This is a genomic window from Paenibacillus sp. J23TS9, assembly GCF_018403225.1.
Taxonomy (GTDB): Bacteria; Bacillota; Bacilli; order Paenibacillales; family Paenibacillaceae; genus Paenibacillus_AQ.
Genome location: NZ_BOSG01000001.1, coordinates 1,045,973 through 1,070,746, shown reverse-complemented (window position 1 = coordinate 1,070,746; position 24,774 = coordinate 1,045,973). Strand labels below are relative to the sequence as shown.

24 protein-coding genes are annotated in these 24,774 nt (G+C 45.1%); 4 read left to right on the top strand and 20 right to left on the bottom strand.

All coding sequences use genetic code 11. The annotated features are described in order from the left end of the window. Positions 1-171: 171 nt before the first annotated feature. Entirely contained in the window at positions 172-963 is a 792-nt protein-coding gene (locus KJS65_RS05250; RefSeq protein ID WP_213648879.1) for a hypothetical protein, read from the top strand. Between the two features lie 57 nt (positions 964-1,020). On the opposite strand, the gene KJS65_RS05245 is transcribed toward KJS65_RS05250, so the two are convergent. The 7 genes from KJS65_RS05245 to pdhA form a co-directional block, all read right to left on the bottom strand. Next, on the bottom strand, positions 1,021-2,508 hold the full coding sequence (locus tag KJS65_RS05245) for a glutamate synthase subunit beta (protein WP_213648878.1): 1,488 nt from the start codon (positions 2,506-2,508) through the stop codon (positions 1,021-1,023). A gap of 168 nt (positions 2,509-2,676) precedes the next feature. Beyond that, complete coding sequence (locus KJS65_RS05240; protein ID WP_213648877.1) at positions 2,677-3,162, bottom strand: dihydrofolate reductase; 486 nt, start codon at positions 3,160-3,162, stop codon at positions 2,677-2,679. Between the two features lie 44 nt (positions 3,163-3,206). Then, on the bottom strand, positions 3,207-4,001 hold the full coding sequence (gene thyA, locus KJS65_RS05235) for a thymidylate synthase (protein WP_213648876.1): 795 nt from the start codon (positions 3,999-4,001) through the stop codon (positions 3,207-3,209). A gap of 179 nt (positions 4,002-4,180) precedes the next feature. After that, the gene (lpdA, locus tag KJS65_RS05230) at positions 4,181-5,602 is read right to left on the bottom strand and encodes a dihydrolipoyl dehydrogenase (protein WP_213648875.1); all 1,422 of its coding nucleotides are present in this window, start codon (positions 5,600-5,602) and stop codon (positions 4,181-4,183) included. A gap of 3 nt (positions 5,603-5,605) precedes the next feature. After that, positions 5,606-6,931 carry a dihydrolipoamide acetyltransferase family protein gene (locus KJS65_RS05225; RefSeq protein WP_213648874.1) on the bottom strand — a complete coding sequence of 442 codons (1,326 nt, stop codon included), beginning with the start codon at positions 6,929-6,931 and terminating at the stop codon, positions 5,606-5,608. Positions 6,932-6,963: 32 nt separating this feature from the next. Then, complete coding sequence (locus KJS65_RS05220; RefSeq protein WP_136605924.1) at positions 6,964-7,944, bottom strand: alpha-ketoacid dehydrogenase subunit beta; 981 nt, start codon at positions 7,942-7,944, stop codon at positions 6,964-6,966. Positions 7,945-8,006: 62 nt separating this feature from the next. After that, a complete protein-coding gene (gene pdhA / locus KJS65_RS05215) occupies positions 8,007-9,074 on the bottom strand; it encodes a pyruvate dehydrogenase (acetyl-transferring) E1 component subunit alpha (RefSeq protein ID WP_136605925.1) in 1,068 nt (355 codons plus the stop codon). Between the two features lie 260 nt (positions 9,075-9,334). Between pdhA and KJS65_RS05210 the strand changes: the two genes are divergently transcribed. Continuing rightward, entirely contained in the window at positions 9,335-10,066 is a 732-nt protein-coding gene (locus tag KJS65_RS05210) for an alpha/beta hydrolase (RefSeq protein WP_213648873.1), read from the top strand. A 183-nt stretch (positions 10,067-10,249) separates the two neighbouring features. Here KJS65_RS05210 and KJS65_RS05205 read toward each other — a convergent pair whose 3' ends face one another. Together KJS65_RS05205 and KJS65_RS05200 are read right to left on the bottom strand one after the other, a co-directional pair. Next, positions 10,250-10,714 (bottom strand): low molecular weight protein-tyrosine-phosphatase, encoded by a 465-nt coding sequence (locus KJS65_RS05205; protein ID WP_213648872.1) that lies wholly within the window; start codon positions 10,712-10,714, stop codon positions 10,250-10,252. 25 nt (positions 10,715-10,739) lie between these two features. Beyond that, a complete protein-coding gene (locus KJS65_RS05200) occupies positions 10,740-11,408 on the bottom strand; it encodes a trimeric intracellular cation channel family protein (protein WP_213648871.1) in 669 nt (222 codons plus the stop codon). A 140-nt stretch (positions 11,409-11,548) separates the two neighbouring features. Between KJS65_RS05200 and KJS65_RS05195 the strand changes: the two genes are divergently transcribed. Next, the gene (locus KJS65_RS05195) at positions 11,549-12,190 is read left to right on the top strand and encodes a thiamine diphosphokinase (protein WP_213648870.1); all 642 of its coding nucleotides are present in this window, start codon (positions 11,549-11,551) and stop codon (positions 12,188-12,190) included. Positions 12,191-12,488: 298 nt separating this feature from the next. Continuing rightward, positions 12,489-13,013, top strand: a complete 525-nt coding sequence (locus KJS65_RS05190; protein WP_213648869.1) for a C40 family peptidase — start codon at positions 12,489-12,491, stop codon at positions 13,011-13,013. 62 nt (positions 13,014-13,075) lie between these two features. Here the strand turns inward: KJS65_RS05190 and KJS65_RS05185 are convergent, their stop codons facing one another. The 11 genes from KJS65_RS05185 to KJS65_RS05135 form a co-directional block, all read right to left on the bottom strand. Continuing rightward, positions 13,076-13,807 (bottom strand): response regulator transcription factor, encoded by a 732-nt coding sequence (locus KJS65_RS05185; RefSeq protein WP_213648868.1) that lies wholly within the window; start codon positions 13,805-13,807, stop codon positions 13,076-13,078. A 91-nt stretch (positions 13,808-13,898) separates the two neighbouring features. Next, entirely contained in the window at positions 13,899-14,930 is a 1,032-nt protein-coding gene (locus KJS65_RS05180) for a MoeB/ThiF family adenylyltransferase (protein ID WP_213648867.1), read from the bottom strand. A gap of 75 nt (positions 14,931-15,005) precedes the next feature. Beyond that, positions 15,006-16,559, bottom strand: coding sequence for a ribosomal protection-like ABC-F family protein (gene abc-f, locus KJS65_RS05175; RefSeq protein ID WP_213648866.1), 1,554 nt, complete (start codon positions 16,557-16,559; stop codon positions 15,006-15,008). Between the two features lie 231 nt (positions 16,560-16,790). Further along, on the bottom strand, positions 16,791-17,801 hold the full coding sequence (locus KJS65_RS05170) for a hypothetical protein (RefSeq protein ID WP_306432956.1): 1,011 nt from the start codon (positions 17,799-17,801) through the stop codon (positions 16,791-16,793). Next, positions 17,770-18,324, bottom strand: a complete 555-nt coding sequence (locus KJS65_RS05165; protein ID WP_213648865.1) for a hypothetical protein — start codon at positions 18,322-18,324, stop codon at positions 17,770-17,772. The genes KJS65_RS05170 and KJS65_RS05165 overlap by 32 nt, the downstream gene beginning before the upstream one ends. After that, positions 18,321-18,719 (bottom strand): hypothetical protein, encoded by a 399-nt coding sequence (locus KJS65_RS05160; protein WP_213648864.1) that lies wholly within the window; start codon positions 18,717-18,719, stop codon positions 18,321-18,323. Before KJS65_RS05160 ends, KJS65_RS05165 begins: the two co-directional genes overlap by 4 nt. A 24-nt stretch (positions 18,720-18,743) precedes the next feature. Next, a complete protein-coding gene (locus KJS65_RS05155; RefSeq protein WP_213648863.1) occupies positions 18,744-19,226 on the bottom strand; it encodes an ABC transporter permease in 483 nt (160 codons plus the stop codon). A gap of 14 nt (positions 19,227-19,240) precedes the next feature. Then, positions 19,241-21,313: a hypothetical protein gene (locus KJS65_RS05150; RefSeq protein WP_213648862.1), complete on the bottom strand. Its 2,073-nt coding sequence runs from the start codon at positions 21,311-21,313 to the stop codon at positions 19,241-19,243. Next, on the bottom strand, positions 21,303-23,210 hold the full coding sequence (locus KJS65_RS05145; RefSeq protein ID WP_213648861.1) for a P-loop NTPase family protein: 1,908 nt from the start codon (positions 23,208-23,210) through the stop codon (positions 21,303-21,305). Before KJS65_RS05145 ends, KJS65_RS05150 begins: the two co-directional genes overlap by 11 nt. Then, a complete protein-coding gene (locus tag KJS65_RS05140) occupies positions 23,211-24,056 on the bottom strand; it encodes a hypothetical protein (RefSeq protein ID WP_213648860.1) in 846 nt (281 codons plus the stop codon). Then, entirely contained in the window at positions 24,053-24,769 is a 717-nt protein-coding gene (locus KJS65_RS05135; RefSeq protein WP_213648859.1) for a hypothetical protein, read from the bottom strand. Before KJS65_RS05135 ends, KJS65_RS05140 begins: the two co-directional genes overlap by 4 nt. Positions 24,770-24,774 lie beyond the last annotated feature (5 nt).

Genomic DNA, 24,774 nt, shown 5'->3' with positions numbered 1-24,774 from the left:
CGACACCCGTATTTTCCGTGCTACATCATATGCCGCACCAGGGATCAAAGTGATTGGAAAAAGAATGCCTCTTTCTTGTTTCAGCCCTCAAGCTTCTTGTTCCATTTCATATATTGATCTAAAAAGCATGTTTTGAAGAATTCGATAATTCAGCGTAAAGGGGGGATCCACATGCCGGTGCTTACAACGGAGATTATCGCCAATGTGACACAAACCACAAGCCGCGGCTATTCTCAGTACACGTTGATCTTGGTGAATAACTGCGGATTTACTGCGAATGTATACCTTGAAGGTTTTAGTGTTGTAGGAACTAAAGAGTTATTCGCCCAGGAAACGATAACCTTGCTCCCGAATGGAGCCGTCATTCGTAATTACCCTGCTTTTTTTGATTTTGCTCAATTCATTTTTTATGTCTCCATGAACAATGTAACGGTGCAGATGTTTGCTGTTAACGAAAATAATGCTTATATAAAAATACCTATATCACCAACAGACTCACGCCGCATCACTTCAGACTTTAGGAATAACATTCCGCTCACAGCCAATGAACAGGCGGTAATCAGTTATCAAAGGGTTCCAGATTTCACGCTTCCTGAACAGTTTGGCGCGGCAGTCTATGCACAGGGAGTTGAAATCATCTCCTCATTGCCCGTACGTTATAAACTAATCCAGGGAGGAACAGTGGATGGCAGCTTTCAATATTTCCCGACTCCGACAACATCCATACCCGCGGACAGTACAGCTCTTCAAGTCAATTTCACCTGCACCACCGTCACGGGGGGGCAGGTCGTCTATGAAGGCCAAACGTATGGAGCATCAGAAGCTTACTTCAATGCCCTGATTCCTTTTGATGATAACAGGCTGGCCAATCTGCCTGAACAACAGATATTGACCCTCGTGGTAAGCGCCATGGATGGTCCTGATCAAATTTACGTGACCTTCCGTATGTATGAAGAGTGGTAATCACAAGAAAAAAAAGACCTCCCAAGCGGGAAGTCCTTCACTTTTATATATTTTTCTTTACACGAGGACCGTGGAACCCATCAAGTATTTATCTACTTCACGAGCAGCCTGACGTCCTTCATTAATGGCCCATACCACCAAACTTTGACCGCGGCGCATATCTCCAGCTGCAAATACTTTATCTACACTCGTCTGATACTTACCGTACGGTGCCTTCACATTGGAACGACGGTCCGTCTCCAGCCCAAGCTGATTAACAATCGTTTGTTCCGGTCCGTCAAAGCCGATGGCGATCAGAGCCATTTGTGCATCAAACACTTTTTCCGTACCTGGAATCGGCTGATAGATCTTACGTCCCGTTTCATCAACGATACGTCTAATTTGAACCGTATGAAGCTCCTTTAAATTGCCTTCTTCATCACCAACAAATTTGGTCGTCATGATGGAAAATTCTCGTGGATCATTACCATACAACGCTTTAGCTTCTTCCTGAGCATAATCGAGCGTATAGACATTCGGGAACTGCGGCCACGGATTGTTGATCGGATCACGCTCAAGCGGAGCCATATCATGTGTACCGAATTGAGTGATGCTGCTGCATCCATGACGAAGAGCCGTAGCCACACAGTCAGAACCGGTGTCACCACCACCAATGACAATCACATCTTTACCTTCTGCGGAAATATATTGTCCATCAGACAAACCGGAGTCCAGCAGACTCTTGATGGTTCCGTTCAGATATGTCATTGCGTAATGAACACCTTTCAATTGACTGCCCTCTATATCGAATTCACGAGGCTTCGTGGCACCGCCGCATAATACGACCGCATCATAATCGTCAACGAGTTGCTCTGAAGAGATATCTTTGCCAATTTCTGTGTTGGTAATAAAACGGATACCTTCCGCAGCAAGCAGATCCACACGGCGCTGTACCACGGCTTTATCCAGCTTCATTGAAGGGATACCGTACGTCAGTAGTCCTCCGATCCGATCAGAACGCTCATAAACTGTGACGCTATGGCCTGCCTTGTTCAACTGGGCTGCGGTTGCAAGTCCGGCAGGTCCAGAACCCACGACGGCAACACGTTTACCTGTACGTTTTTCGGGCGGATTCGGAACCACCCATCCCTCTTCAAAACCTTTATCGATGATAGCCTGTTCAATCGTCTTGATGGTTACCGGTTGGCCGATCAGTCCCACTGTACAGGAGCCTTCGCAAGGAGCCGGACAAATGCGTCCTGTAAACTCCGGAAAGTTATTGGTTTTGTGTAGACGTTCAAGAGCTTCTTTCCATAGTCCGCGGTATATCAAGTTATTCCATTCCGGTATCAGATTGTTTACTGGACATCCGGAGGTTCCCCCTGCCATGTCAATCCCTGTGTGGCAATAAGGAGTACCACAATCCATACAGCGTGCACCCTGCGTACGCAGCTCTTCCTCAGACAAATGCTTGTGGAATTCTTCCCAGTCTTTTATACGTTCAGCCGGTTCGCGGTCAGCCGGCAGCTGGCGGCTGTATTCCATAAAACCTGTTGGTGTAGACATGACGTGTTCCCCCATCCGTTCTTTTCCTGTTGATTCTATCAAATAACGACACCATGATATTTCAATTATAGTATCATCTTAATCTTTGAATATTAAATGGATTTTCCGAATAATTATTTGTATTATTTGACACGCTGCTTACATACGGATGAAAACTATTCATATAACCTACACACGAATATACGTGCAGAAACGGTAATCATACGGGTTTCTTTCGTCCCTGATCCCTTGTACTTCCTGAACACATTTCCACTCGGACTCGTTGATTTCAGGAAAAAATGTATCCCCTTCAAACGATTCATTAATCTTTGTGATTACAAGGCAGTCCGCATAGGGAAGCAGTGTACGGTAGATTTCCGAGCCGCCGATAACCATTAATTCCCCGTCAATTCCAAGCTCCAGTGCTTCATCTATCGTATGAATCATCTGGGCACCTGGTGCTGTATATTCAAGATCTCGCGTCAGAACGATATTGGTCCGACCGGGAAGCGGTTTTCCGCCAAAGGACTCCCAGGTTTTCCGTCCCATCAGAACCTTTTTACCCATGGTTTGTTCTTTAAAAAAAGCCATATCCCTTGGCAGTCTCCAGGGAAGCCCGTTGTTACGCCCGATGACTCTGTTTTCGCCCATGGCCCAAATAAACGTCATGCTCATGTGTGCCAGCTCCTTCCATTCGATAATGGTCAATATTTTACCTATTAAATAGCTACCGGCGCTTTTATGCCCGGATGATGCTTATAATCAACAAATTCAAAATCTTCAAACTTATAATCAAAAATAGAATCCGGCTTACGCTTAATCATTAGCTCCGGAAGCTCATACGGTTCACGGTCAAGCTGGGTCTTTACCTGCTCCAGGTGATTTGAATAAATATGCACGTCGCCGCCTGACCAAACAAACTCGCCGGGCGTAAGTCCGCATTGCTGCGCCACCATATGCGTCAGAAGGGCGTAACAGGCAATGTTAAATGGAAGGCCGAGGAATGTATCTACCGAGCGCATGGTCAGCATACAGGACAATTTCCCGTCCGCTACATAGAACTGGAACACAAAATGGCAGGGAGGAAGTTTCATCTGCTCAATTTCCGCTACGTTCCATGCGCTGACAATATGTCTCCGTGAATCAGGGTTATTCTTGATGGATTCAATGACATTGGCAATTTGATCAATATGCGTACCGTCCGGTGCTTCCCAATTGCGCCACTGCGATCCGTACACCGGTCCTAAATCCCCATTTTCGTCGGCCCATTCATCCCAGATCGTCACCCCATTTTCCTTCAAATAACGAACGTTCGTCTCTCCACTCAGAAACCATAGCAATTCATGCACCACAGATTTAATATGAATCCGTTTGGTTGTCAAAAGAGGAAAACCCTTGGAGAGATCAAATCTCAGCTGTCTGCCAAACACCGATATCGTCCCGGTTCCCGTTCGATCTTCTTTTGGTGTTCCATTTTCCATAATGTCTTCCAATAACTCCAGGTAATTCCGCAAGTTTCGTCCACCCTTTCGTTCTCCGTATCTTTCTATCTCAAAAAATCCTTGTTACTAGTTTACCATGCTCCCAACTCCTGAGAAATAGCTAAATAAAACCTTCCACCTGGATAGAACAAAAAACAAGAGCCTCGCTTGCGCAAGGCTCTTGTTCAGATACTGCAAATATTCAAAACTAATTATCTGCGTGGTGCAATTACGTGAATTGGATTGCCAAGAGCAAGCTCAGCTGTTTCCATTACGATCTCACCAAGCGTTGGATGCGCATGAATCGTCAGGGCGATATCCTCAAGGGTTGCACCCATTTCGATCGCCAGGCCCAGCTCAGCAATCAGGTTGGAAGCTTCGATGCCTGCAATGTGGCAGCCAAGAACCAGCTGAGTTTCTTCGTCAAAGATCATTTTGACAAAACCGTCAGGATTGTTCAGGGACAGCGCACGACCGTTACCCGCAAATGGGAACTTCGCAGCTTTCGCTTTATAACCTTTTTCTTTAGCTTCTTTTTCCGTGTAGCCTACGCTTGCGCACTCTGGATCTACGAATGCGACGGCAGGAACGACTTTGTAATCCACAACAGACGGCTCTCCGGAGATTGCTTCTGCTGCCACTTTACCTTCGTAAGAAGCTTTGTGAGCCAGTGCAGGACCAGCAACGATGTCACCGATAGCAAAGATGTTTGGTTTATTCGTACGACCTTGATGGTCAACTTTCACGAGACCACGGTCAGTCATTTCGATACCAACCAAATCCAGACCCAGGTCTCCGTCCGTATTAGGACGGCGTCCAACGGTTACGAGCAGGTAGTCTGCTGTAACTTCTTTGGTTTCGCCGCCAACAGAATATTTAACGGTTACGTCTTTATCGGTTTGCTCAGCACTTTCAGCTTTTGCATTCGTGATAATTTCAACGCCAGTCTTCGTCATGTTCTTCACAACGAGCTTGGTCATGTCCGGATCAAATCCGTTCAGAATCGTATCCAAGCCTTCAAGAATAGTCACTTTCGTACCAAATTTGGAGAACATTTGACCCAATTCCGCACCGATGTAGCCACCACCAATGACAACAAGGCTCTTCGGAATCTCAGGCAGGCTCAAAGCCTCTGTGGACGACATGATGCGTCCGCCAAAAGGAAATGCCTTAAGCTCGATAGGACGGGAACCCGTTGCAATGATGCAATGTTTGAAACGGTAACGTGGAGATTCATGCTCATTGAAGCAGCGTGCTTCATTTTCACTGATGAACATGCACTCGCCGTTGAAAACTTCAACCTTATTGCCTTTCAAGAGACCAGCAACGCCGCCGGTCAGCTTTTTGACAACGCTGTTTTTGAATTCTTGGGTTTTCGTGAAATCCACTTTTACATTCTCAGCAGTTACGCCGAAAGCTTCGCCATGCTTTGCAGACTCATATTGGTGAGCTGCAGCGATCAGCGCTTTGGAAGGAATACAGCCGCGGTTCAAACACACGCCGCCAACTTCAGATTTGTCCACGATCAAGACTTTTTGACCCAGTTGTGCAGCACGAATTGCCGCAACATAACCGCCGGGGCCAGCACCAATAACTAATGTATCGATATCGAGAGAAGCGTCGCCTACTACCATATCTTACACCTCCATAACCAGCAGCTCAGGATTGTTGAGCAGTGATTTAATGTAATTCATAAAGTGTTGTGCAGTTGCGCCATCAATGATGCGATGGTCAAAGCTCAGGGACAATGCCATTACAGGAGCGGCAACAATTTCACCGTTCTTCACGACAGGTTTTTCAGAGATACGTCCGGTACCGAGGATTGCAACTTCAGGGAAGTTGATGATCGGAGTAAAGAACATACCGCCGGCAGAACCGATGTTGGTAATGGAGATCGTGCTGCCCTTCATTTCGTTGGGAGACAGCTTGCCATCACGGCCTCGCGCTGCCAGATCACGAATGCTGTCCGCGATCATCCAGATGCTCTTACGATCGGCATCCTTGATAACCGGAACGATCAGACCGTTGTCTGTATCTGTTGCGATACCGATATTGTAGTACTTTTTGTACACAATTTCGTTGTTCTCTTCGTCGATCATCGCATTCAAGGCAGGGAATTGGCGGGAAGCCGCAACCAGAGCCTTCACGATGAATGGCAGATAAGTGATCTTCGTGCCTTTTTTCTCGGCGATTGGTTTCATGCGTGTACGGAATGCAACCAGCTCAGTAACATCCACTTCATCCATGATGGTAACATGAGGTGCAGTGTACGCCGATTTAACCATCGCATTCGAGATCGCTTTACGAATACCCTTAAACGGTACGCGTTCTTCTTCTGCACGTGGATCCACGGCTGCAGAAGATGCTGCGGACGATGCCGCTGGAGCAGCTTTCTCTTCGCTTTGTGCAGATGGAGCAGATGACTGGCCTCCACCATTTTTGAAGGATTCAACATCTTCTTTTGTGATTTTTCCGTTATTTCCGGAACCATTCACTTGAGTGATGTCGATGCCTTGCTCGCGGGCAAATTTGCGTACGCTAGGTGTAGCGAGCACTTCTTTGTTTGGAGCAGCTGGAGCCGAGGCATTCTTCTCTCCGCCTTCTTTGGCTTCTTCAGGGCTGCTTTGTGCAGGAGAAGAAGTGGTATCAGCACTGCCTTTAGCTGAGTCCGCTTCCTGGGAACCATGGTCGCCAGCTGGAGCTTCCTGTTCAGGAACTTCGCCTTCTGCATCAATAATTGCAACGACTTCGCCGACGCGGCATACCTGTCCGTCCTTCGTCAGAACTTCCTGCACCGTACCGTTAACCGGGCAAGGAACCTCTACAACCGCCTTGTCGTTTTGTACTTCCATGATAATGTCGTCGTCTGTTACTTTATCGCCTGGTTTGATGTGCATTTTAATAATTTCGCCTTCATGCAAACCTTCTCCCAGTTCAGGGAACCGATATTCAAATTTTGCCACCTTTACTACCTCCTATCAAATGACTGCTTTTCTTAGAATTCCATGACTTTGTTGACTGCAGCAATTACCCGAGCCGGTGTAGGAAGCCATGTATCTTCGATCTGTGCAAACGGATATACGGTGTCAGGACCCGCTACGCGGAGAACTGGCGCTTCCAGATGCAAAATAGCCTTCTCGTTAATTTGTGCAATCACTTCTGCGGCAACGCCGGAAGTTTTTTGCGCTTCCTGAACCACGATTGCACGGTTCGTTTTCTTAACGGAAGCCACGATTGTATCAATATCCAAAGGATTCAACGTACGTAGATCAATCACTTCGGCTTTAATGCCACTGGTCTTCTCAAGCTCTTCAGCCGCTTTTGTTGCCGTATGAACCATCATGCCATAAGTAATAATGGTTACATCCGAACCTTCACGCACCACGTTAGCTTTACCAAGCTCAACGACATAATCCTCTTCAGGGACTTCAGCACGGAAAGCATGGTACAAATTCAAATGCTCCATGAAGAACACAGGATCGTTGTCGCGAATCGCGGCAATCAGAAGGCCTTTGGCATCATAAGGATTCGAAGGCACTACCACTTTAATACCCGGAGTTTGGATTGCCAAACCTTCAAGGGAATCCGTGTGCAGCTCAGCTGCTTTCACGCCGCCGCCAAAAGGTGTACGGAACACGATTGGAGCGTTGTAGCGACCGCCGGAACGGTAACGCATGCGCGCTGCCTGAACGAACATTTGGTCCAGAGCTTCATAAATAAATCCAACGAACTGGATTTCAGCTACAGGACGGAAGCCTTGAATACCAAGACCTACTGCCATACCGCCAATCGCGGACTCAGCAAGCGGTGTATCAAAGATACGTTCCTCACCAAATTCTTTTTGCAGGCCTTCCGTTGCACGGAACACACCGCCAACATTACCAACGTCTTCACCAAACACAATGACGTTAGGGTCACGTTTCATTTCCACGCGCATCGCATCGCGGATTGCTTCTTTCATATTCATTTGTGCCATTGCTTCTTTTCCTCCTTAAACATTCACTGTTCACGTTGCTTGAGCATTACTTTTCAATCGATTTATTGGAAATCAGCTTTTTGTTCTTCCAAATGTTTCGGGGTTTGCTCGAACATGCTGTCGATCAAGCCAGGAACCGTCATTTTAGCCGTTTGTTCTGCTTTTTTGATCTCTTCGTTCACTTTCGCTTTGGCTTCATCTTTTACGCGGGCAGTGTCTTCATCAGACCACAAGCCTTTTTTCTCCAGATATTTAGCCATGCGAGTAATCGGATCCTTTTCGTTCCATTCGCCTTCTTCATCCTTCGTACGGTACTTGGTAGCATCGTCAGACAGGGAGTGAGGACGGAAACGGTAAGTCACAGCTTCGATCAAAGTAGCGCCTTCGCCTTTACGGGCAAGCTCTGCAGCTTCCTGAACAGCACTAATTACAGCAAGCACGTCCATACCGTCGATTTTTACACCGCGGATACCGGCTGCTACTGCTTTATGGGCAATAGACAATGCTGCTGTTTGTTTTGCGAAAGGAGTTGTGATGGCATAACCGTTATTTTGCACAAAGAAAATGACTGGCAGTTTGAAGCGTCCAGCGTAGTTCAGACCTTCATAGAAGTCACCTTCCGAAGAACCGCCGTCACCTGTATAAGTGATAGCAACTTGCTTTTGTTTTTTCAGTTTGAAGCCCATAGCAATACCCATCGCATGCAGGATTTGCGCACCGATGATAATTTGCGGCATCAGAACATTGACGCCTTCAGGAATTTCTCCACCATGCTGGTGTCCACGGGAATACAGAAATGCTTGGTACAAAGGCAATCCATGCCATACGATTTGCGGCATGTCACGGTAGCCCGGACATACAAAATCTTCTTTTTCAAGAGCGTATTCACTGCCGACCATCGTTGCTTCTTGTCCAGATACCGGAGCATAGAAACCAAGACGTCCTTGACGGCCCAGATTCACGGCACGATCATCCCAAGTACGGGTAAATACCATGCGATACATAATTTCTTTTAACTGATCATCAGTAAGGTTAGGCATTTTATCTTTGTTAATGATTTCACCTTCGGGAGAGAGCACGGAAAGAGCTTCGACTTCCTCGGTATACACTTCATAAGGCACCTTGCTCATTATCTTCACCTCAACAAAAAAATTTGAATATCAAGTGCTGCTGTTATAGAATTATTATACACCTGTTTTATTCGATTCGTCAAAGACATTGCGGATAAAATTTCAGAATAACTGAATTTTGTATATATAACAGTGTGATGATTGTCATATAACAGTTTCGGAAAGTTTGACAGGATCGTGAACTTTACCACATGATGGGTTATCTGAATGAAATAGCTTTTTTCAGCCTAAAAAATCAACTGTGAGAAGGATGAATATTCATGACAGATTCGAAGTATCTGAAGCGCACTATTAATAAAGAACAAATGGACAGCCGCTTTCTAAATGAAACGCGTAATCTTCGGGTATACCTGCCACCAGGCTATAATGAAATTTTGAGCTATCCAGTCGTCTACTGCCAGGACGGAGAAGAATTCTTTAATTTCGGCCGAATCGCAACTACAGCCAACCATTTGATCCTGGATGGCGATGCAGAGCCCTTTATAATAGTAGGTGTTGAAGTCGATACCTCGATCCGCACGGAAGAATACGCTCCTTTTGGAAGCCGCTTTGAAGCCTATACCCGCTGCTTTGCAGAAGAGATTATTCCCTTCATTGAAGCGAAATATCCTGTACGCAGGGAAGCTTCCGAACGTGTTCTGGCCGGTGACTCCTTGGGTGGAAGCGTATCGCTCCATCTGGCCATTCGTTATCCGGAGCTCTTTGAGCGTATTATCAGCTTGTCCGGTGCGTACTATCCCGCTTCCCAGGACATTTACGAAGCTCAGGACGATTTGTCTAGGCTCGATGTCTTTATGATTGTCGGTCTGCAGGAAACGGCTTTTGAAACGGATCATGGCGTTCATAACTTTGTCGAATTAAACCGTCAAACCCGGGAATTACTGCTGGATCGCGGTGCAAAAGTTCAATATGCCGAAAAAGACGGCAAGCATATTTGGGGCTTCTGGCAAAAAGAGCTGCCGGATGCGCTTATGTATTTTTTACACGCCTAGTCCCGGATTAAACATAATAAAGGTGAGCCCAATGACAAGCATGTATGCCCTTCAGCAGAAGAATGTCGATGGTTCACCTTTTTTGTTTGATCAAATGATTGCGTTTTCATTGTTTTTCCGAAAAAAGGCACCATTCGTGCCCATTTTCATTGAGGGAGAAAACTCCCATCCTATTTATCCCTATTATAGCTTCTCTATTTTAATCTTGTCCAAAAGCTTTTGGCAGCCCGCATCCATTAATTCGTATACCTGCTCGAAGTTTCCCGTATAATACGGATCCGGCACTTCCTTGAGTTCATGTCCAGGCAGCAAATCCATAAATCTGATCAGACTCTCCTCTTTTGCTCCAGGAAGGGATTTAACATTACTCCAGTTGCTGTTATCCATGCATACGATGTATTCGAATTGCTCAAAATCAGCGTTAGTGAACTGACGGGCAATCATGCCCTCATAGCTGATCTGATGCTGGTCAAGCAAATCACGAGTACCTTGATGAGGCGTATGTCCGATATGCCAGTCGCCTGTACCGGCGGAATCCACCTGAATGCTTCTTTCCAGTCCAGCCTCTTTAACCTTATTCCTCATAATGGCTTCCGCCATAGGTGAACGACAAATATTTCCCAAACAAACAAATAGTACAGATACCATGTTGATTGTATGCCTCCTTCTCCATTTATGCTGTCTTCCGATTGTGTTTGCCTTTGTGGTTGCCCTTTACGGATAGACCGGTTGAAGAAGACATGTGCAGCATGCGCCGCGGAAGCTTCCATTTATAAAAGACGGAAAACATACGGAGCATAACGATGACTGCAAATAGAAGTACCGCCTGCCATGTCGTATGAATCCAGTTCAAACCGATCACCACACCGGCGATCATAGCCCATACCGCGTAGATCTCATCCCGAAGCACCAGCGGCTTGCGTCCAGCCAATAGATCACGGATGATCCCTCCGCCAACGCCTGTCATTACTGCAGCCACCGCCACAGCCGACAACGGATGATGCATTTTGACTGCGTACAGAGCTCCCTGGATTGCGAAAGCGGACAGCCCAATAGCATCAAACCAAGCTTCCGTTCGCTTCCAATGCTTGATCCAGCCTAGAGGAAGTAAAAATGCAATGATGACTGACAAAATAGCCAGTTTAATCAGCAGTCCTTGGCTCCAAAGCGTCGTTACAGGAACACCGATCAATACATTACGGATGACCCCGCCTCCAAAAGCCGTGACAAGTCCCAGCACCAGTATGCCCAGGATGTCGTATTCTTCCTCCATGGCGACAAAGGCGCCTGACATCGCAAAAGCAATTGTCCCGATGATGCTGAAAATTTCAAAAGCATGCATGTCCAATTTCTCTCTAACCTCTCCCCTATCATATGTCTTCCCTATTGTAGTCGCGGCTGGCTAAATTGTGCAACTTTGTTTTCTCATTTATACTGGAGTAACGATCTAATAGGAACGAATTGGTTTTAGGGGGAATCAAAATGAACCAGAAACGCGTCATTATTTTTTCAGGGGGACAGTTATACCCTCAATATATACAGGAGATCCAGCCAGGTGATTTTATCATTGGTGCAGACAAAGGAGCACTGTATCTCATCCGTCACGATATCAAGCCCGATCTGGCTGTTGGAGACTTTGATTCGATATCACCACAGGAATTGAAGCATGTCAGAGCGGAATCCGGAAGAATCGTCGAATGCGATCCGGTTGATAAAAATTTAACGGATACGGAGCTCGCCTTTGAAATGGCCATTCGGGAGCAACCTGATTTCATCATGCTCGTGGGAGGCACAGGAACGAGGATGGATCATACCCTAGCCAATGTTCAGATGTTGAACCGTGCGCTTCAGCATCATATTGAGTGTGCCATTATGGATCAAAACAATTACATTACATTAACTGGCTCTAAAATAGAGGTGCGGGATCGCGGTTACAAATACGTCTCTCTGCTCCCGATGACTCCAGAGGTAACCGGTATTACGCTCGAAGGATTTCAGTATCCACTCGAAAATGCCACATTAAAAATCGGGGAGTCCCTCGGAATCAGCAATGTATTGTTGGAATCGGTTGGCCTGGTGAGCATTACGAGTGGACTTTTACTCGTAATTCAAAGCAATGACTAGAGGATCTCCCTGATAAAAACCAAACGGAAATAACATTTTAAATTAAGTATCAATACGATTTTGTTACTTTATGATTGTCACTAAAAAACCCTTGTCTATCAAGGGTTTTTCTTGTTTTTAGAACTCGCTACAAATCAATTTCTTAATTTTTTGTAACTTTTAATGGTTTTTTAATAAAAGGGAAAAAACCCTATCACTGCAAGGGTTTGATAGGTGCTATCCATAATTTAGGGAGTTACAAAACTGTTATACTCGGAAACGAGCCTGAAAGAAAACGAAATTTGGAGGTAATACAAACATGAATCAAAAACAACTAATCCAAAAACTAGTAGCCGTAGGGTTATGTGCATCGATAGGTTTTACTGCGATGATGGCCACCGGAGCAGATGTGACGGAAGCATCCTCATCTAAATCCGTCTCCGCATCATCCGCTACTTCTTCCAAAGGAACGTCTGTTGTGAATTATGGTAAAAAATTTATGGGTACGCCTTATAAATTCGGAGCATCTACCAGTACAACAAAAGTATTCGATTGCTCCTCCTTCATGAAATATATCTTTGGCAAATACGGCGTTAAACTTCCACGTACGTCCGTAGCACAATCCAAAGTTGGTGTCGCTGTTTCGAAATCCAACCTGAAACCAGGCGATCTCGTGTTTTTCTCCAGCGGTGGCAGAGCAAACGGTAAAAATGTAACTCATGTCGCAGTATATGCAGGTAACGGTAAAATCCTGCACACTTACGGTTCCCCTGGCGTAACAATCTCTGATCTGAACTCAGGCAACTGGAAGAGAACATACTTGAAAGCACGCCGGGTCCTATAGTAGAACCGAATGTTTTATTAAATTAAATACTTTAGTAAATGGAAGGCGATAAGTTTAGGGACTTATTCGCCTTCTTTTATTATATAACCCACTCCGCGTACGGATTGAATCAGTTTTTTACTGAAACCTTTATCCATTTTTCTGCGAAGATGCCGGATGTATACATCCACCACATTGGTCCCCATGAGAAAATCATAATCCCAGACTTTCTTTAAAATCTCCTCACGTGTACATACCCGGTTCGCATGCCTCGCCAAATATAACAGCAAATCGAATTCTTTGACCGTCAATGATAACTCCCTACCATCTCTGCTTGCCTTCCGGCTTCCAGGATCAATAACTAAATCTTCAACGATAACTTTTTGATTGTTTCGCTCATTTTCGATATGGAAAATTCCAAGCAAATTCCGAATTCGTGCCAACAGCTCACTGCCCTGGATCGATTTAGGCACGACATCATTCGCCCCGGCCCTCAGCCCCTCAATGACAGCTTCCGTATTTAGATTTTCTTCGAAAAGGATGATTGGAAAGGGCCTGCCCCCTTGCTCCCTAAGAAGTGCTTTTAAAATTTTATGTAATGAACTTGCTGTATGTTCCGAACGTTTCAGCAGCAGCATATCGATGCTTTGCTCATTCATGGCTCTTATTGCTTTGTGCTCATTAGGAACGACGGTTACTTCATATCCATCCTGAAGAAGGATATCCATTAAACCTGCATCTTTTAAAAAGGTTCCAACTACTAAAAGCTTTTCTTGCATGGATTCACCTGATTTCACGTTAAAGTCCGTTGGCATCGATACTTCACCATAGGGTTTCCGGCCGTGAAAAAAACCATTCCCCTTGGAATGGTTTTACTCATTCAAATGATGTATTCCAGAATCAAATTCATCCGAAATAACGGTGATATATGGTTCTGGCTTCAGATATATCCTTCGTTCCATGGATCAACGCTCTGCCGTCAGCAAAAATAACAAGGCGCCGATCTCCCATCGTGAAGGAAACCAGGAACGGATTGCTCTCCACCTTGCCTTCTCCCAGCTTCGAAAGCCTGTCAGCAGTCTCCTGCAGATTTAGGGATTGCTTCTTGCCCGGACGAATCTGTACGGTATCACGTCCGCATAATACATCTGTCTTTTCCAAATTGGATGCTGATAAATAGGGATACGTTCGATGCGGACCGCAAGAGAGGCAGTCTTCTTTTTTCGCATGCTTGACCCCCATGGACATTGACTCATTCCGCCACAAATCAAAAGTCAGCAGCTTATCACGGAGAGCCTCATGATGCCCACTAAGCAGCTTCATCGCTTCTGTCGTTTGATGGGCGGTTACAACCTGCACAGCTTGCGGGATAATACCTGCGGTATCACATGTATCTCCGCCCAGTGGAACAGCACCAAGCAGACAGTTCAAACATGGCGTATGACCTGGCAATATCGTATAGGTTATTCCGTAGCTTCCGACACATCCGCCATAAATCCACGGAATATTATGCTTTTGAGATATATCGTTAATAAGCAGACGGGTATCAAAGTTATCCGTACCATCCATGATCAGATCCACACCGTTCGCAAGAGTATCCAGCTCTTCAAGCTTCACGTCCATCACATGGCTGTCGATTTGAATGGAGGAATTGATCGCTTGCAGCCTTTGTTTGGCTGCGATTGCCTTCGGTAACCTCAGGACAGCATCCTCCTCGGAAAAAAGCTGCTGACGCTGGAGATTGCTCCACTCCACATAATCGCGGTCCGCTATCGTCAGATGTCCCACGCCGGCTCTGGCGAGCGTCTCGGCAATCGAGGTGCCTAAAGCACCGGCTCCGATAATCAATACATGGCTTTTTCCCAGCATAAGCTGGCCTTCTAATCCAAACGGTGTAAAGCGTTCTTGCCTGGAGTAACGGTCATCCCCGGTGTTCATGTGTACATCTCCTTCGATAAAAAGCCGCATTCCACTGAGGGAATACGGCAGCTTCCTTATTGGCATTACGATAGATCAAGCGTTCTGATGTGACCATTCTTCCACGTTCCATGTTTTTGTAACCCAATCCTCGTAAAAATCAGGCTCATGGGATACGAGCAGAACAGTTCCTTTAAATTCCTTCAAGGCCCGTTTCAGTTCAGCTTTGGCGATGACATCCAAATGGTTCGTCGGTTCGTCAAACAGAATCCAGTTGGTTTCGCGCATCATCAGCTTGCACAGTCTGACTTTGGCTTGTTCGCCACCGCTTAACATATTGAGCGGACGAGTAATATGCTCATTTTTTAATCCGCAGCGTGCCAGATGAGCCCGGACTTCATGTTGATTCAGAGAAGAGAACTCATTCCAGACATCATCGATCGGTGTGATGTTACCGGGACGAACCTCTTGCTCGAAATAAGCAGGCTCCAGAAAGTCTCCAAGATATGTTTTACCGCTGATTGGAGCGATTTTGCCCATAATCGTCTTGAGCAACGTGGACTTACCAACGCCATTGCAGCCGACGATTGCAATCTTTTCCCCACGTTCAATCGTCATGCTCATTTTTGGCAGCAATGCATGCGAGTATCCGATCTCAAAGTCAATTCCTTCAAATACGGTCTTGCCGCTTGCACGGTATTCCTTGAAATTAAAGATCGGCTTGGCTGCTTCTTCAGGTTTATCAATACGTTCAATACGATTTAACTGCTTCTCGCGGCTTTTCGCACGTCCCGATGTAGAAGCACGGGCTTTGTTTCGCTGAATGAAGTCTTCCTGTTTTTTGATGAATTCCTGCTGTTTCTCATATGCATCAATATGCTGGTTCTTTGAAATATCAGCCATCTCCAGAAACTTATCGTAGTTGGCAGCATATCTTGTCAGCTTGGCGAATTCCAAGTGGTAAATAACATCTACGACTTGATTCATGAATTCTGTGTCATGCGAGATGAGCATGAAAGCATATGGGTATGACTTGAGGTATTGGGTAAGCCAATCAATATGCTCTACATCAAGATAGTTCGTCGGCTCATCTAGAAGAAGGACCGTCGGCTTTTCAAGCAGGAGCTTGGCCAAGAGAACTTTGGTGCGTTGACCGCCGCTAAGCGAGGTTACGTCACGATCCAGTCCAATCGCGGATAAACCGAGCCCATTGGCCATTTCCTCGACCTTCACGTCGATCAGGTAGAAATCACCTATCTCAAGCTGCTCCTGGATTTCACCCATCTGCTCAAGCAGCAGTTCCAGCTCTTCAGGAGTGGCATCCCCCATTTTATTGGTGATTTCCATCATTTCTTGTTCCTGCTCAAGCAGCGGAAGGAAAGCATCCTTCAATACATCGCGGACGGTTTTTCCCGGCGTCAGCTTGGAATGCTGATCCAAGTAACCGTAACGGATCCTCGGAGTCCATTCAACCTTACCCTCATCTTTAAGCAGCTGTCCTGTTAAGATGTTCATTAACGTGGACTTGCCGACCCCATTTGCACCAACCAGACCAACACGCTCACCAGCCAGCAGGCGGAAGGAAACATCTTTAAACAATGTGCGCCCCCCAAAGTTATGGGAGACATTCTCAACTGTCAATAAACTCATAAATACATTCTGACTCCTGTCTATGATAAAAATATCTTATAGTGAAAATGATTAAAAACGGGCATTCAAAATATCATTTTATCATAAGTAGGAATTTTCCGAAAACATGAACATGACTATTTTTCAAAAGATACAAATCTGTATAAATCATTGAGGATGCCACATACTAATTTCGCCATCAATATTCAGCGAGTCGATGTCCTTCATCAGGAGATACAACAATCTACGGTTTTATGGAAAGACATCTTGATAACAGACTCTTTCATAATAACCTTCGGCAGCAGCGTCCTTCGCAGAAGTAAATGTCTCTTCGATACGCAGTCCACTCCGGCAGTTTCCCCTTTCGAAATAGCGAATACCTGATATAGGATCAGTCCCCGCAAATATATCCGGCTTTTTCACCATTCTTCCGCCGCCCAAGGCATAATTGTTGATGTAATCTTTTCCGACAGGGATGCCTTGGACAAAAGCAATGAGACCAATATCATGGATAGAGTTATTCCACTCCTCTCGCGGGATCAAAGGAAGTGTAAAATCATAGGAAACACCATTCTTTACGGCAATTTCGTTATGGCGATTAATTACGTTGGCCAAGTCATTTTCAATAGTCTGGACAATGATTGTCTGCTTTACCTGCTCAAATAATTCAGATTGGGCTAGTAATGGCACACCTGTCGTTGCTTTCAATTCTCTCTGCATACCATGAACCCAGCTATCAGCCTCATGATCATAGACATCCACAACATTATCTAATGTGAAACGGATAAAATTCCCATACTCATCACTGTGAGCATAGGGTTTTTTAGGACTCCAAACATGCTTGATGAGCGCCTCATGATCCTTATCTGTAAACTCACCATCCGAGTATACATAATAACCATCATAGTCGATAACAGCGATGGCAGGAATGTAATAATCAAGTGACTGCTGTGCCTGAACATCATCTTCGATTCCAAGATTCGCGTACAGGCTCCTATAGAAAACACCCAAAGCCAGTTCTTTGTCAGCGCGGAAATATTTCGATGAACCATAACCCGCTTCCCACTCCTGCTTTTCATTCGTATTCAGCACACTTGCTCCATCTTGAACAGCGGTACGGAGCGCGGTCACATATTTCATCTCAAGAAACTGCACCGTTTGCTGATCCTTAATTTGAAAACCACTGAGTAGAAATATAGGCACAAAGATGATGATGAACACGATTGAAAAATCAGTAATCTTCATTGAGAACCATGCCTCCATACGGATATGCAAGTACAGCCGCTTCCCCTGAAATAGAACCAGATACAAAATCCATCATGATCGTTCCTGCCGTGCGGTTGATATTCTTAACAGTGACCTTGAAGAAATCACCAACGTTCATTTTATATTTCCGAGCGTCATCATCCTTCTCCATAGTAGAATTCGGAAAAATAACAGAAATAATATCAGCCGTGTAGTAGCCTGTGTAGGATACATCAATATCATGTTGAAATGTGTCCGGATTCGATGCATCTGTGTAAACAGGTGTGTATTTCTTATGTAGATGCTCCATTTGAATATCAAAGTCATTGCCTGTCATATGAATCTCATTCAAGAAATCCTGATACATAACCGGTGTAAGGTATCCCTTATTCCTGACTGCATCGACAAACTGGGTAACTGCATTGTAGACCATGATCCGGGATAAATCATCCTGTCTCTGGTATGTTTCAGCAGCCGGATAAACGAACATCAGCGCAACGGCGAGTAGTACTGCAACGAATTTCGAAACCGCACTGCTCATGAGGATTCCTCTATCTTAGGGAGCTTGTAGAACTGTATTTCTGTCATATCCCCATGGATGTCCCGTATATATACTGCGCGGTAATTAGCATCAGCTTGAAAAATGGATTGATTGATAAGCGCCACAGGATCATTATGAGTGACAGTAACTCCATCTGCTTGGATGCGGACCTCGGAATCAACCACGATCAGAAGCGCCTGGGGACCGCTGTAGACATCAGGCTCGCTCGGCTTAAGGGTTGAATGAACACTACGCTTTTGACCTCCAACTACGGAGACAGCTTCATGCAATGTCATCCTAATCTGACTGGTAAGGCCCAGAGTAAAGAAGCAGGCACCCAGAAACAGGGCTATCGTTATGCTAAGTGTTATCATGTCTCGCATATTTTCGTTCATGGCGCCCCCCTTCCTCTCTTGATGCTATTGTACAAAAATAAGTCCACGAACTACGTTGGATTTGTCTTTTATGATGCTGGCTTTAAACTTACCGCTCGGGTTTACGTATTCATTGCTGGATTCGAGCGTTGTATTTCTTAAATCTCCTGTTTTTTTCTTATTATCATCGACTGAACCAAATCTGTCGTCCGTTACGACATCGTCGATGAACAAAGTGTTTCCGTACCATTGTCCTCCTTTGTTCTTACCTGTTTTGACGAGTATGCCGAATTGATCCTTGTCATAAAATTTACGCAAAGCATTTGTCACCTGTGATCCGCTGATGCTTGTGCCGTCATATACTGTAAATGAAGCCTGAGACAGCTCGGTTTGAATATCCGAAAAGTTATTTTGCGCTGTCTTGGTAGCCTCTTGGGCTGAAATAAAAAGAATTACAACAATGGTAATCAATGCGATGGTCAGAAATATGCCAGCGGCCACCTTCAACGCGCTTGAAGCATTATTCATTGGACAGCAACTCCTTATATTTTTTGAATTTGTTCATAGTACACATTCATCTGCATGAAGCTTATGACAATAAGCGGTACAACCAGATACATAAAAATGAGCGCATACATAGGTGTAAAGCCAAGCATTTTGCCCAAACCTGCCTTCGTATCAATCATTTTCTCGTATTCCTGTTTGCGCTGTTCGAAGTAAAAGGACATCTCATTCTCAAGATCGTCAAAAGCCTGGGCAATGGGAATTTTCTCAACACAGAGAAGCAGCTTGTCCACAATTCTTTGGAATTCTATCAACCTAACCTGTTCCTTCAGCTGAGTTAGCGCCATTTCCGCACCATGATCGTAATGGAGCACGCATCTCTGGATTGGCACTTTAAAAATAATCGCAAATCGGTTCATCCATTCCAGTATTTCTTCCACCGAAATCCTTTCCATCTCCCGGAGCATCGAGATCACCGTCTGGAATTGATAGACCTCATGTCTCATATCCATATAGCGAATTTTCCGCTGAAAATAGAGAAGCCATAGCGGAAACTGATATCCTGCCCACCCTATCAAAAGAGCAGTTAGAATCTCCCACCACTTCAGATATTCCTGATTGTACGCCTTCAATTTGGACAGGATTCGATTCGTTGAATTGACAAGCGTATCCTTATTGGGGTTGGCATTTTGTCTCCCATTGATCCTTTTGGCGATCTCGTCATAACTTGCGGAAGATGACATACCAACCTCCTTCATCACCATCAGATCCTGATCACTAAGTTGATGACCCGCCTCTCTTTGATCGCTGGATACTTGTCCGAAAAAGGTGTTCCCGTCTACAGGAGCATACAGGATGTGGCTTTTGGCTGTTTGATGCAAAATCATCATAATCGTCATGGTCACCGCAAAGGACAAAATAAAAAACATAATTCTACGGATATAGAACCATTCATATCTCATATGTGTACTGCTCTCCTTGAGCAAACGTATCATTTGGGCATATGCCGGGGTCGCCGGCTTTGGAGCTATAAATGAAGCTATGAGCCTTATAACCGAAAAGGAAGAAAGAAACTGCTCCCAGTTTTTTTTCTTATCACTCCAGCGATATGTTGTCTCATTGTCCTGTTGTAACCGCTGGAGCAAAACAAAGGACAAAATAATGACGATAAAGATTATAATTTTCGTGATATACCCCAACTTGCTTGTATAGAACTCATCCATAGCCGGAAAACTGCTGCGGGCCCACCGCTCAATCGGCTTCGTAAAAAATACGGGAGCAAGCGCTATGACGTTCAAACCCTTCAAAAGATAATCCAGCTTATCCCGGCGCAAAATCTCCAATTGAATTTCCTTGGTCAGACCGCTTAGCCCCTGCAGATAGATCGAGCCCTGCTCTTTGACCTTGTCACCAAACTCCATAATCATAAAAGAAATACCCGCAAAGGCCTTCAGAAAGCGATTAGGTGCCGTCTCATAGAATTTCTCAAGCTCTTCAGATGGATCTTTCGCATTTAAAGCTTCGTATATTTTTCGTGTATGAACCGACGCCTCATAACCAGCAGATTCAGCTGCTTCATATAATGCTTCATCAATCATTTCATGCTGCTGATATCTGTGCCTCACTTCAGAGAACAAGTCAATCATCTGCACCAACAGTTTTTTCTCCATACGGTTGACGTACATATCGATCAGTAGGCTGTTGATGATAACTGCTGTAAGCAGGACCATCAGGAGAAAGCTTACGCTTGGATTAAGCGTGAAAAGAATCAGAACAGATACTCCTAAAATGCCTAAAATACCCAAAGTGATCTTGGTCGTCTCACGTCTCAATCTGAATTCATCGTATGCATGAACACCCGATATTCTTTTTCTGATCCTCTGTATGTAAGAAGACAGCCCAGGAATTTTTGACATGGTCATGTAAGATCTTTGTAAAAAGTGATTCCAGCGCTCCATCAAACTGACATTTTTGAACAGCGTCTTCCCATGGAATTGCATTTGAGCGGTATGCTTTTGTCTGATCTTGATCCAGGACAGAAAAGCAAAAGATGCTCCGAAAAGAATAAGTGATGACATCAATACAACGAGCAGGACCGCTTTAATATTCATATGGACCGCTCCAATGATGATTCAAAAACTCATGAAACCTATTCGCGTCATCGATCCCCATCTGTTCTGCCATTTCAAAGGCATTCCCGCCGGAAATCGGTTCAACTGCGACATATTTCCCATCCCGATACTCCACAATATTACGTGAAACATATCGCTCCGCTTTCTGCCTTGATTCGTATTGAAGCTCCAGGAGTTCGCCCAACAATTGCTCGATTGTGCCCTCCCCATGCATCTTCCTCTCTAAAATGGGATCATTCCCGATGGGTATACACTCTGTGATCCTTTCAATGTACCGTCTGCCATCCACATCCCTTTTCATATGAATATCAAAGTTTATGACCTGTATGACCTGTTCCTCAGCGATAAACTCATTGTGGAACACACCAGTCTTCAGCAGTGAATTCCGCAGCGAATAGACGAGGTCACGAAATGTCTTGGCATGGTGGGTGAATATAGTAAACAAGCTGGCTACCTGAGACATTTGAATCATCCATGCAGCGACCTCGTCACTCGCCACTTCACCCAGAATATTGACCGTTCCGTCCGTTTTCTTTTGCAAATCCAATCCCTCTTGGCCCGATATCCGTTCTGTTTCACGAAAAGACAGAATGTTTCTCCGGCTGTAAATTTTACGCAAATGGAGCTCAAAGGCCATTTCCTGGACACGTAAAGTAAATGTGGGGTCGATATGCTCTACCATGGCCATGAGCAGCGTTGTTTTACCCGAACCCTGTGCACCGGTTATGGCTGTAATCCGGCTTCCTTTCATCAGATAGCTAAGCAGTTCAATCGGAAGCTCGGCGTTCTCCCCGGTCACCAGCTGCTGGAGAGAGGCATTCGGAATATCAAACTTGCGTACAAAAAAAGCCCAGGATTCAGCAAACGGAGGTCGGACAACGACGACACGTGAGCCGTCTTTCATTTCATTGACTTTATAACCATTGGATTCAGACAGCTGCCCGGGATGGTTGTACTTATAAATGTTTTGACAGACTCGCTTCAGCTCCAGCTCCGAACCGAAAGATAGAAAAGCCATATGTACCGATTTCCCTTTATAAAAAACCCAAACGCTCTCGGATGCAGTAAAAGGCTTGTGATGTTCATCCTCGTACAATAAGGGCAGTGAATATTTGTGATTTCCATATGTATCCGGTATTCCATCATCTGTTAAAATGCCATTAACACCTCCGCTGATTCCATCGATGCGCTGATCCCGCAAATCGTCTACTACTGAAAAACCTTTATATTGCTGATAAATCCGCTGCACGACAATATCCAACTTTTCGGTAAAAGTTAAGCTTCCACAGTCTAACTCCGACATGAAAATCCGCTCAATATCCTCAGCAGTCACTGCGTATACTGGCTGTTCCCCATAACCGTCAATGATGCGAGGATCTGCTAATCCATAATTTTCAAATAGCTGCGACAATGCTTCCTGTCCATATTGCTTCTGGTATAAGTAGAAAATAATTTCAAACTGATCCTGTGATGTTAAGTGTCCCATATCTTCAAATGGAATGACTTCATTTATATGTTCCTCCGTTAAACCAAAACTCCTGACAAGCAGATCCCCCATGAACTGTTTAACATACTGCTTCTCATGCAAATCACCGGAGATACACGCCTTTAATGCCTTGCGAAGCTCACTCCGCTTATTCAGCCTCCTCTTATACTCTTCCTCATGAAGACCCAGATCGGTTAGTTGGCTGTGTGTCAGCTCATGCAGCGTCTCCTTCACGAACTCTGTCATTTTCTCTATCGAATATTGTCCAGCTGAGATATTTGCGTTCAAGGCAGGGCGACGATAATCCAACCATTTCACATAAACGAGCAGACCTGCGAAAAGAACAATTACCGCGATCAGCAGTATGTTCATGATCGTTCCGGAGATCATTTATGCCCCCCTTTCCACCAGCTTTAGTACGGAGGTCATATCCAGCTGAGTTAAAATATCCTTGTTCAATGACCGGATACTCTCCAGAAATGCTGCCGAAGGCTGACGGTTGTTCAGATTACGGCTGCGCTGTAAGAACGGCAGGACACTTCGCATATTCCATGCATCCAAGAAATCCGTCGTGTATGGAATCCCATGAATCGTTCCTTTGTAGCCAAATCTTCTTTTCACGTTATTCAGTGTACAATGAGAGTACTTATCGTACCGGCCCAACACCAAAATATACGGTTTTTCGTTAATCACTGGCGGGCGGCCTCCATCCTTAAAAAATAAATCCAAACCTTCAATACACTGATTCAGACTAACTACGATTAAATCGGCTGTTTCCAGCAGCGCTTGGTCACCGCTTCCATCCTTCGGAATACCGCAGCCCGCGTCTGCCAAAACAAGATCATAACTCTGGTTTGCAACAGCACATATGGACTGGAGCAGCTCCTTCCGGTATCCGGGCATCGTTCCTTCCGGTTTTGCATTTCCTTGGACCAAGTCCAGTCTTTCAGGAAGTAGTGGCAGTGTGTAATCCCGTATATTGTCACGGGTTAATCTGCGGTTCAGGCAAAGTCTCTCAAGTGCGTCCATACCATGATCCTGAAAGGAAATCAAAGAATGATCCAATGCATACGCTCCCGTTTGAAAAGCTCCTTCTACCCTATCCTTCGCCATGCCTCCATGTGCTAAAAGCAGCTTCAATCGATATTCCATCCCTATACTTATGGCAGCCGCAGATGCATGTGCGGAATTTCCGCTGCCTCCCTGTAGGGGACTCCAAAAGACGACTTTGCTCATGCTTTTCTCCTCTCCGCAACCCGCAGTGCGCGATTGATCTGTTTTTGATCCCATTCGGTAATCATTTGAACTAGCTGGCACAGATTTTTCTTAAATCCCCTGGTTAACGGCTTCATCTGGACCCTTTTTGTGTGCTCATTCCGCAGCTTTAGTGACAGATCAAGCTCATTCCATGGAATAACAATCGGCTCCTCTTTCCAACATACCGGCAGGTGATTAAAATACCCGTCGAGGTAGGATGTAGCGTACCACTCATCCACGGCTCGGACGATCAATTTAAACATTTCTGGCTCCGTACCTTCAGCAAAGTTGCGTTTAACAGCTTCCTGCAGCCACATGCTTCCCTTTTCCAACGTCCATATCTCATAGTCAGTAACCCAAACTAACGCAGAAGCCTCTCTCCATACTCTCGGTGGACAAAAATCCGGAAGCTCCAGATCATAGATGACATAATCATAGTTCTCCAAGCTGCTGCCTGTGATCTGCAAATAAGCGTTAAGGCTGACCACATCATCAAATCCGCATGCAACATCAAATCCTGCAAATTCCGTAATTAACAGCTGCTCATCGAGCTGCCCGATATAAAATGGATATTTTCTTTTATCCGTCGCATCCACCAACAGCACACTGTAATTGCTGGAGACCAGTATTTTGCATACATACATTAAGGTCTCACTCTTGTCACATAAGCCGGCAAAAATCCATGTGTTCAAACCCT

Excerpts from the sequence above, each read along its gene's own strand:
- KJS65_RS05250 (WP_213648879.1), top strand. The coding sequence starts at position 172 with ATGCCGGTGCTTACAACGGAGATTATCGCCAATGTGACACAAACCACA.
- KJS65_RS05170 (WP_306432956.1), bottom strand. The coding sequence starts at position 17,801 with ATGGAGGCATGGTTCTCAATGAAGATTACTGATTTTTCAATCGTGTTC.
- KJS65_RS05150 (WP_213648862.1), bottom strand. The coding sequence starts at position 21,313 with ATGAATATTAAAGCGGTCCTGCTCGTTGTATTGATGTCATCACTTATT.
- KJS65_RS05205 (WP_213648872.1), bottom strand. The coding sequence starts at position 10,714 with ATGGTATCTGTACTATTTGTTTGTTTGGGAAATATTTGTCGTTCACCT.
- KJS65_RS05190 (WP_213648869.1), top strand. The coding sequence starts at position 12,489 with ATGAATCAAAAACAACTAATCCAAAAACTAGTAGCCGTAGGGTTATGT.
- KJS65_RS05200 (WP_213648871.1), bottom strand. The coding sequence starts at position 11,408 with ATGCATGCTTTTGAAATTTTCAGCATCATCGGGACAATTGCTTTTGCG.
- pdhA (WP_136605925.1), bottom strand. The coding sequence starts at position 9,074 with ATGAGCAAGGTGCCTTATGAAGTGTATACCGAGGAAGTCGAAGCTCTT.
- KJS65_RS05210 (WP_213648873.1), top strand. The coding sequence starts at position 9,335 with ATGACAGATTCGAAGTATCTGAAGCGCACTATTAATAAAGAACAAATG.
- KJS65_RS05240 (WP_213648877.1), bottom strand. The coding sequence starts at position 3,162 with ATGAGCATGACGTTTATTTGGGCCATGGGCGAAAACAGAGTCATCGGG.
- KJS65_RS05165 (WP_213648865.1), bottom strand. The coding sequence starts at position 18,324 with ATGAGCAGTGCGGTTTCGAAATTCGTTGCAGTACTACTCGCCGTTGCG.
- KJS65_RS05160 (WP_213648864.1), bottom strand. The coding sequence starts at position 18,719 with ATGAACGAAAATATGCGAGACATGATAACACTTAGCATAACGATAGCC.
- KJS65_RS05140 (WP_213648860.1), bottom strand. The coding sequence starts at position 24,056 with ATGAGCAAAGTCGTCTTTTGGAGTCCCCTACAGGGAGGCAGCGGAAAT.
- KJS65_RS05185 (WP_213648868.1), bottom strand. The coding sequence starts at position 13,807 with ATGCCAACGGACTTTAACGTGAAATCAGGTGAATCCATGCAAGAAAAG.
- KJS65_RS05195 (WP_213648870.1), top strand. The coding sequence starts at position 11,549 with ATGAACCAGAAACGCGTCATTATTTTTTCAGGGGGACAGTTATACCCT.
- lpdA (WP_213648875.1), bottom strand. The coding sequence starts at position 5,602 with ATGGTAGTAGGCGACGCTTCTCTCGATATCGATACATTAGTTATTGGT.
- KJS65_RS05245 (WP_213648878.1), bottom strand. The coding sequence starts at position 2,508 with ATGTCTACACCAACAGGTTTTATGGAATACAGCCGCCAGCTGCCGGCT.
- KJS65_RS05155 (WP_213648863.1), bottom strand. The coding sequence starts at position 19,226 with ATGAATAATGCTTCAAGCGCGTTGAAGGTGGCCGCTGGCATATTTCTG.
- abc-f (WP_213648866.1), bottom strand. The coding sequence starts at position 16,559 with ATGAGTTTATTGACAGTTGAGAATGTCTCCCATAACTTTGGGGGGCGC.
- KJS65_RS05180 (WP_213648867.1), bottom strand. The coding sequence starts at position 14,930 with ATGAACACCGGGGATGACCGTTACTCCAGGCAAGAACGCTTTACACCG.
- KJS65_RS05145 (WP_213648861.1), bottom strand. The coding sequence starts at position 23,210 with ATGATCTCCGGAACGATCATGAACATACTGCTGATCGCGGTAATTGTT.
- KJS65_RS05220 (WP_136605924.1), bottom strand. The coding sequence starts at position 7,944 with ATGGCACAAATGAATATGAAAGAAGCAATCCGCGATGCGATGCGCGTG.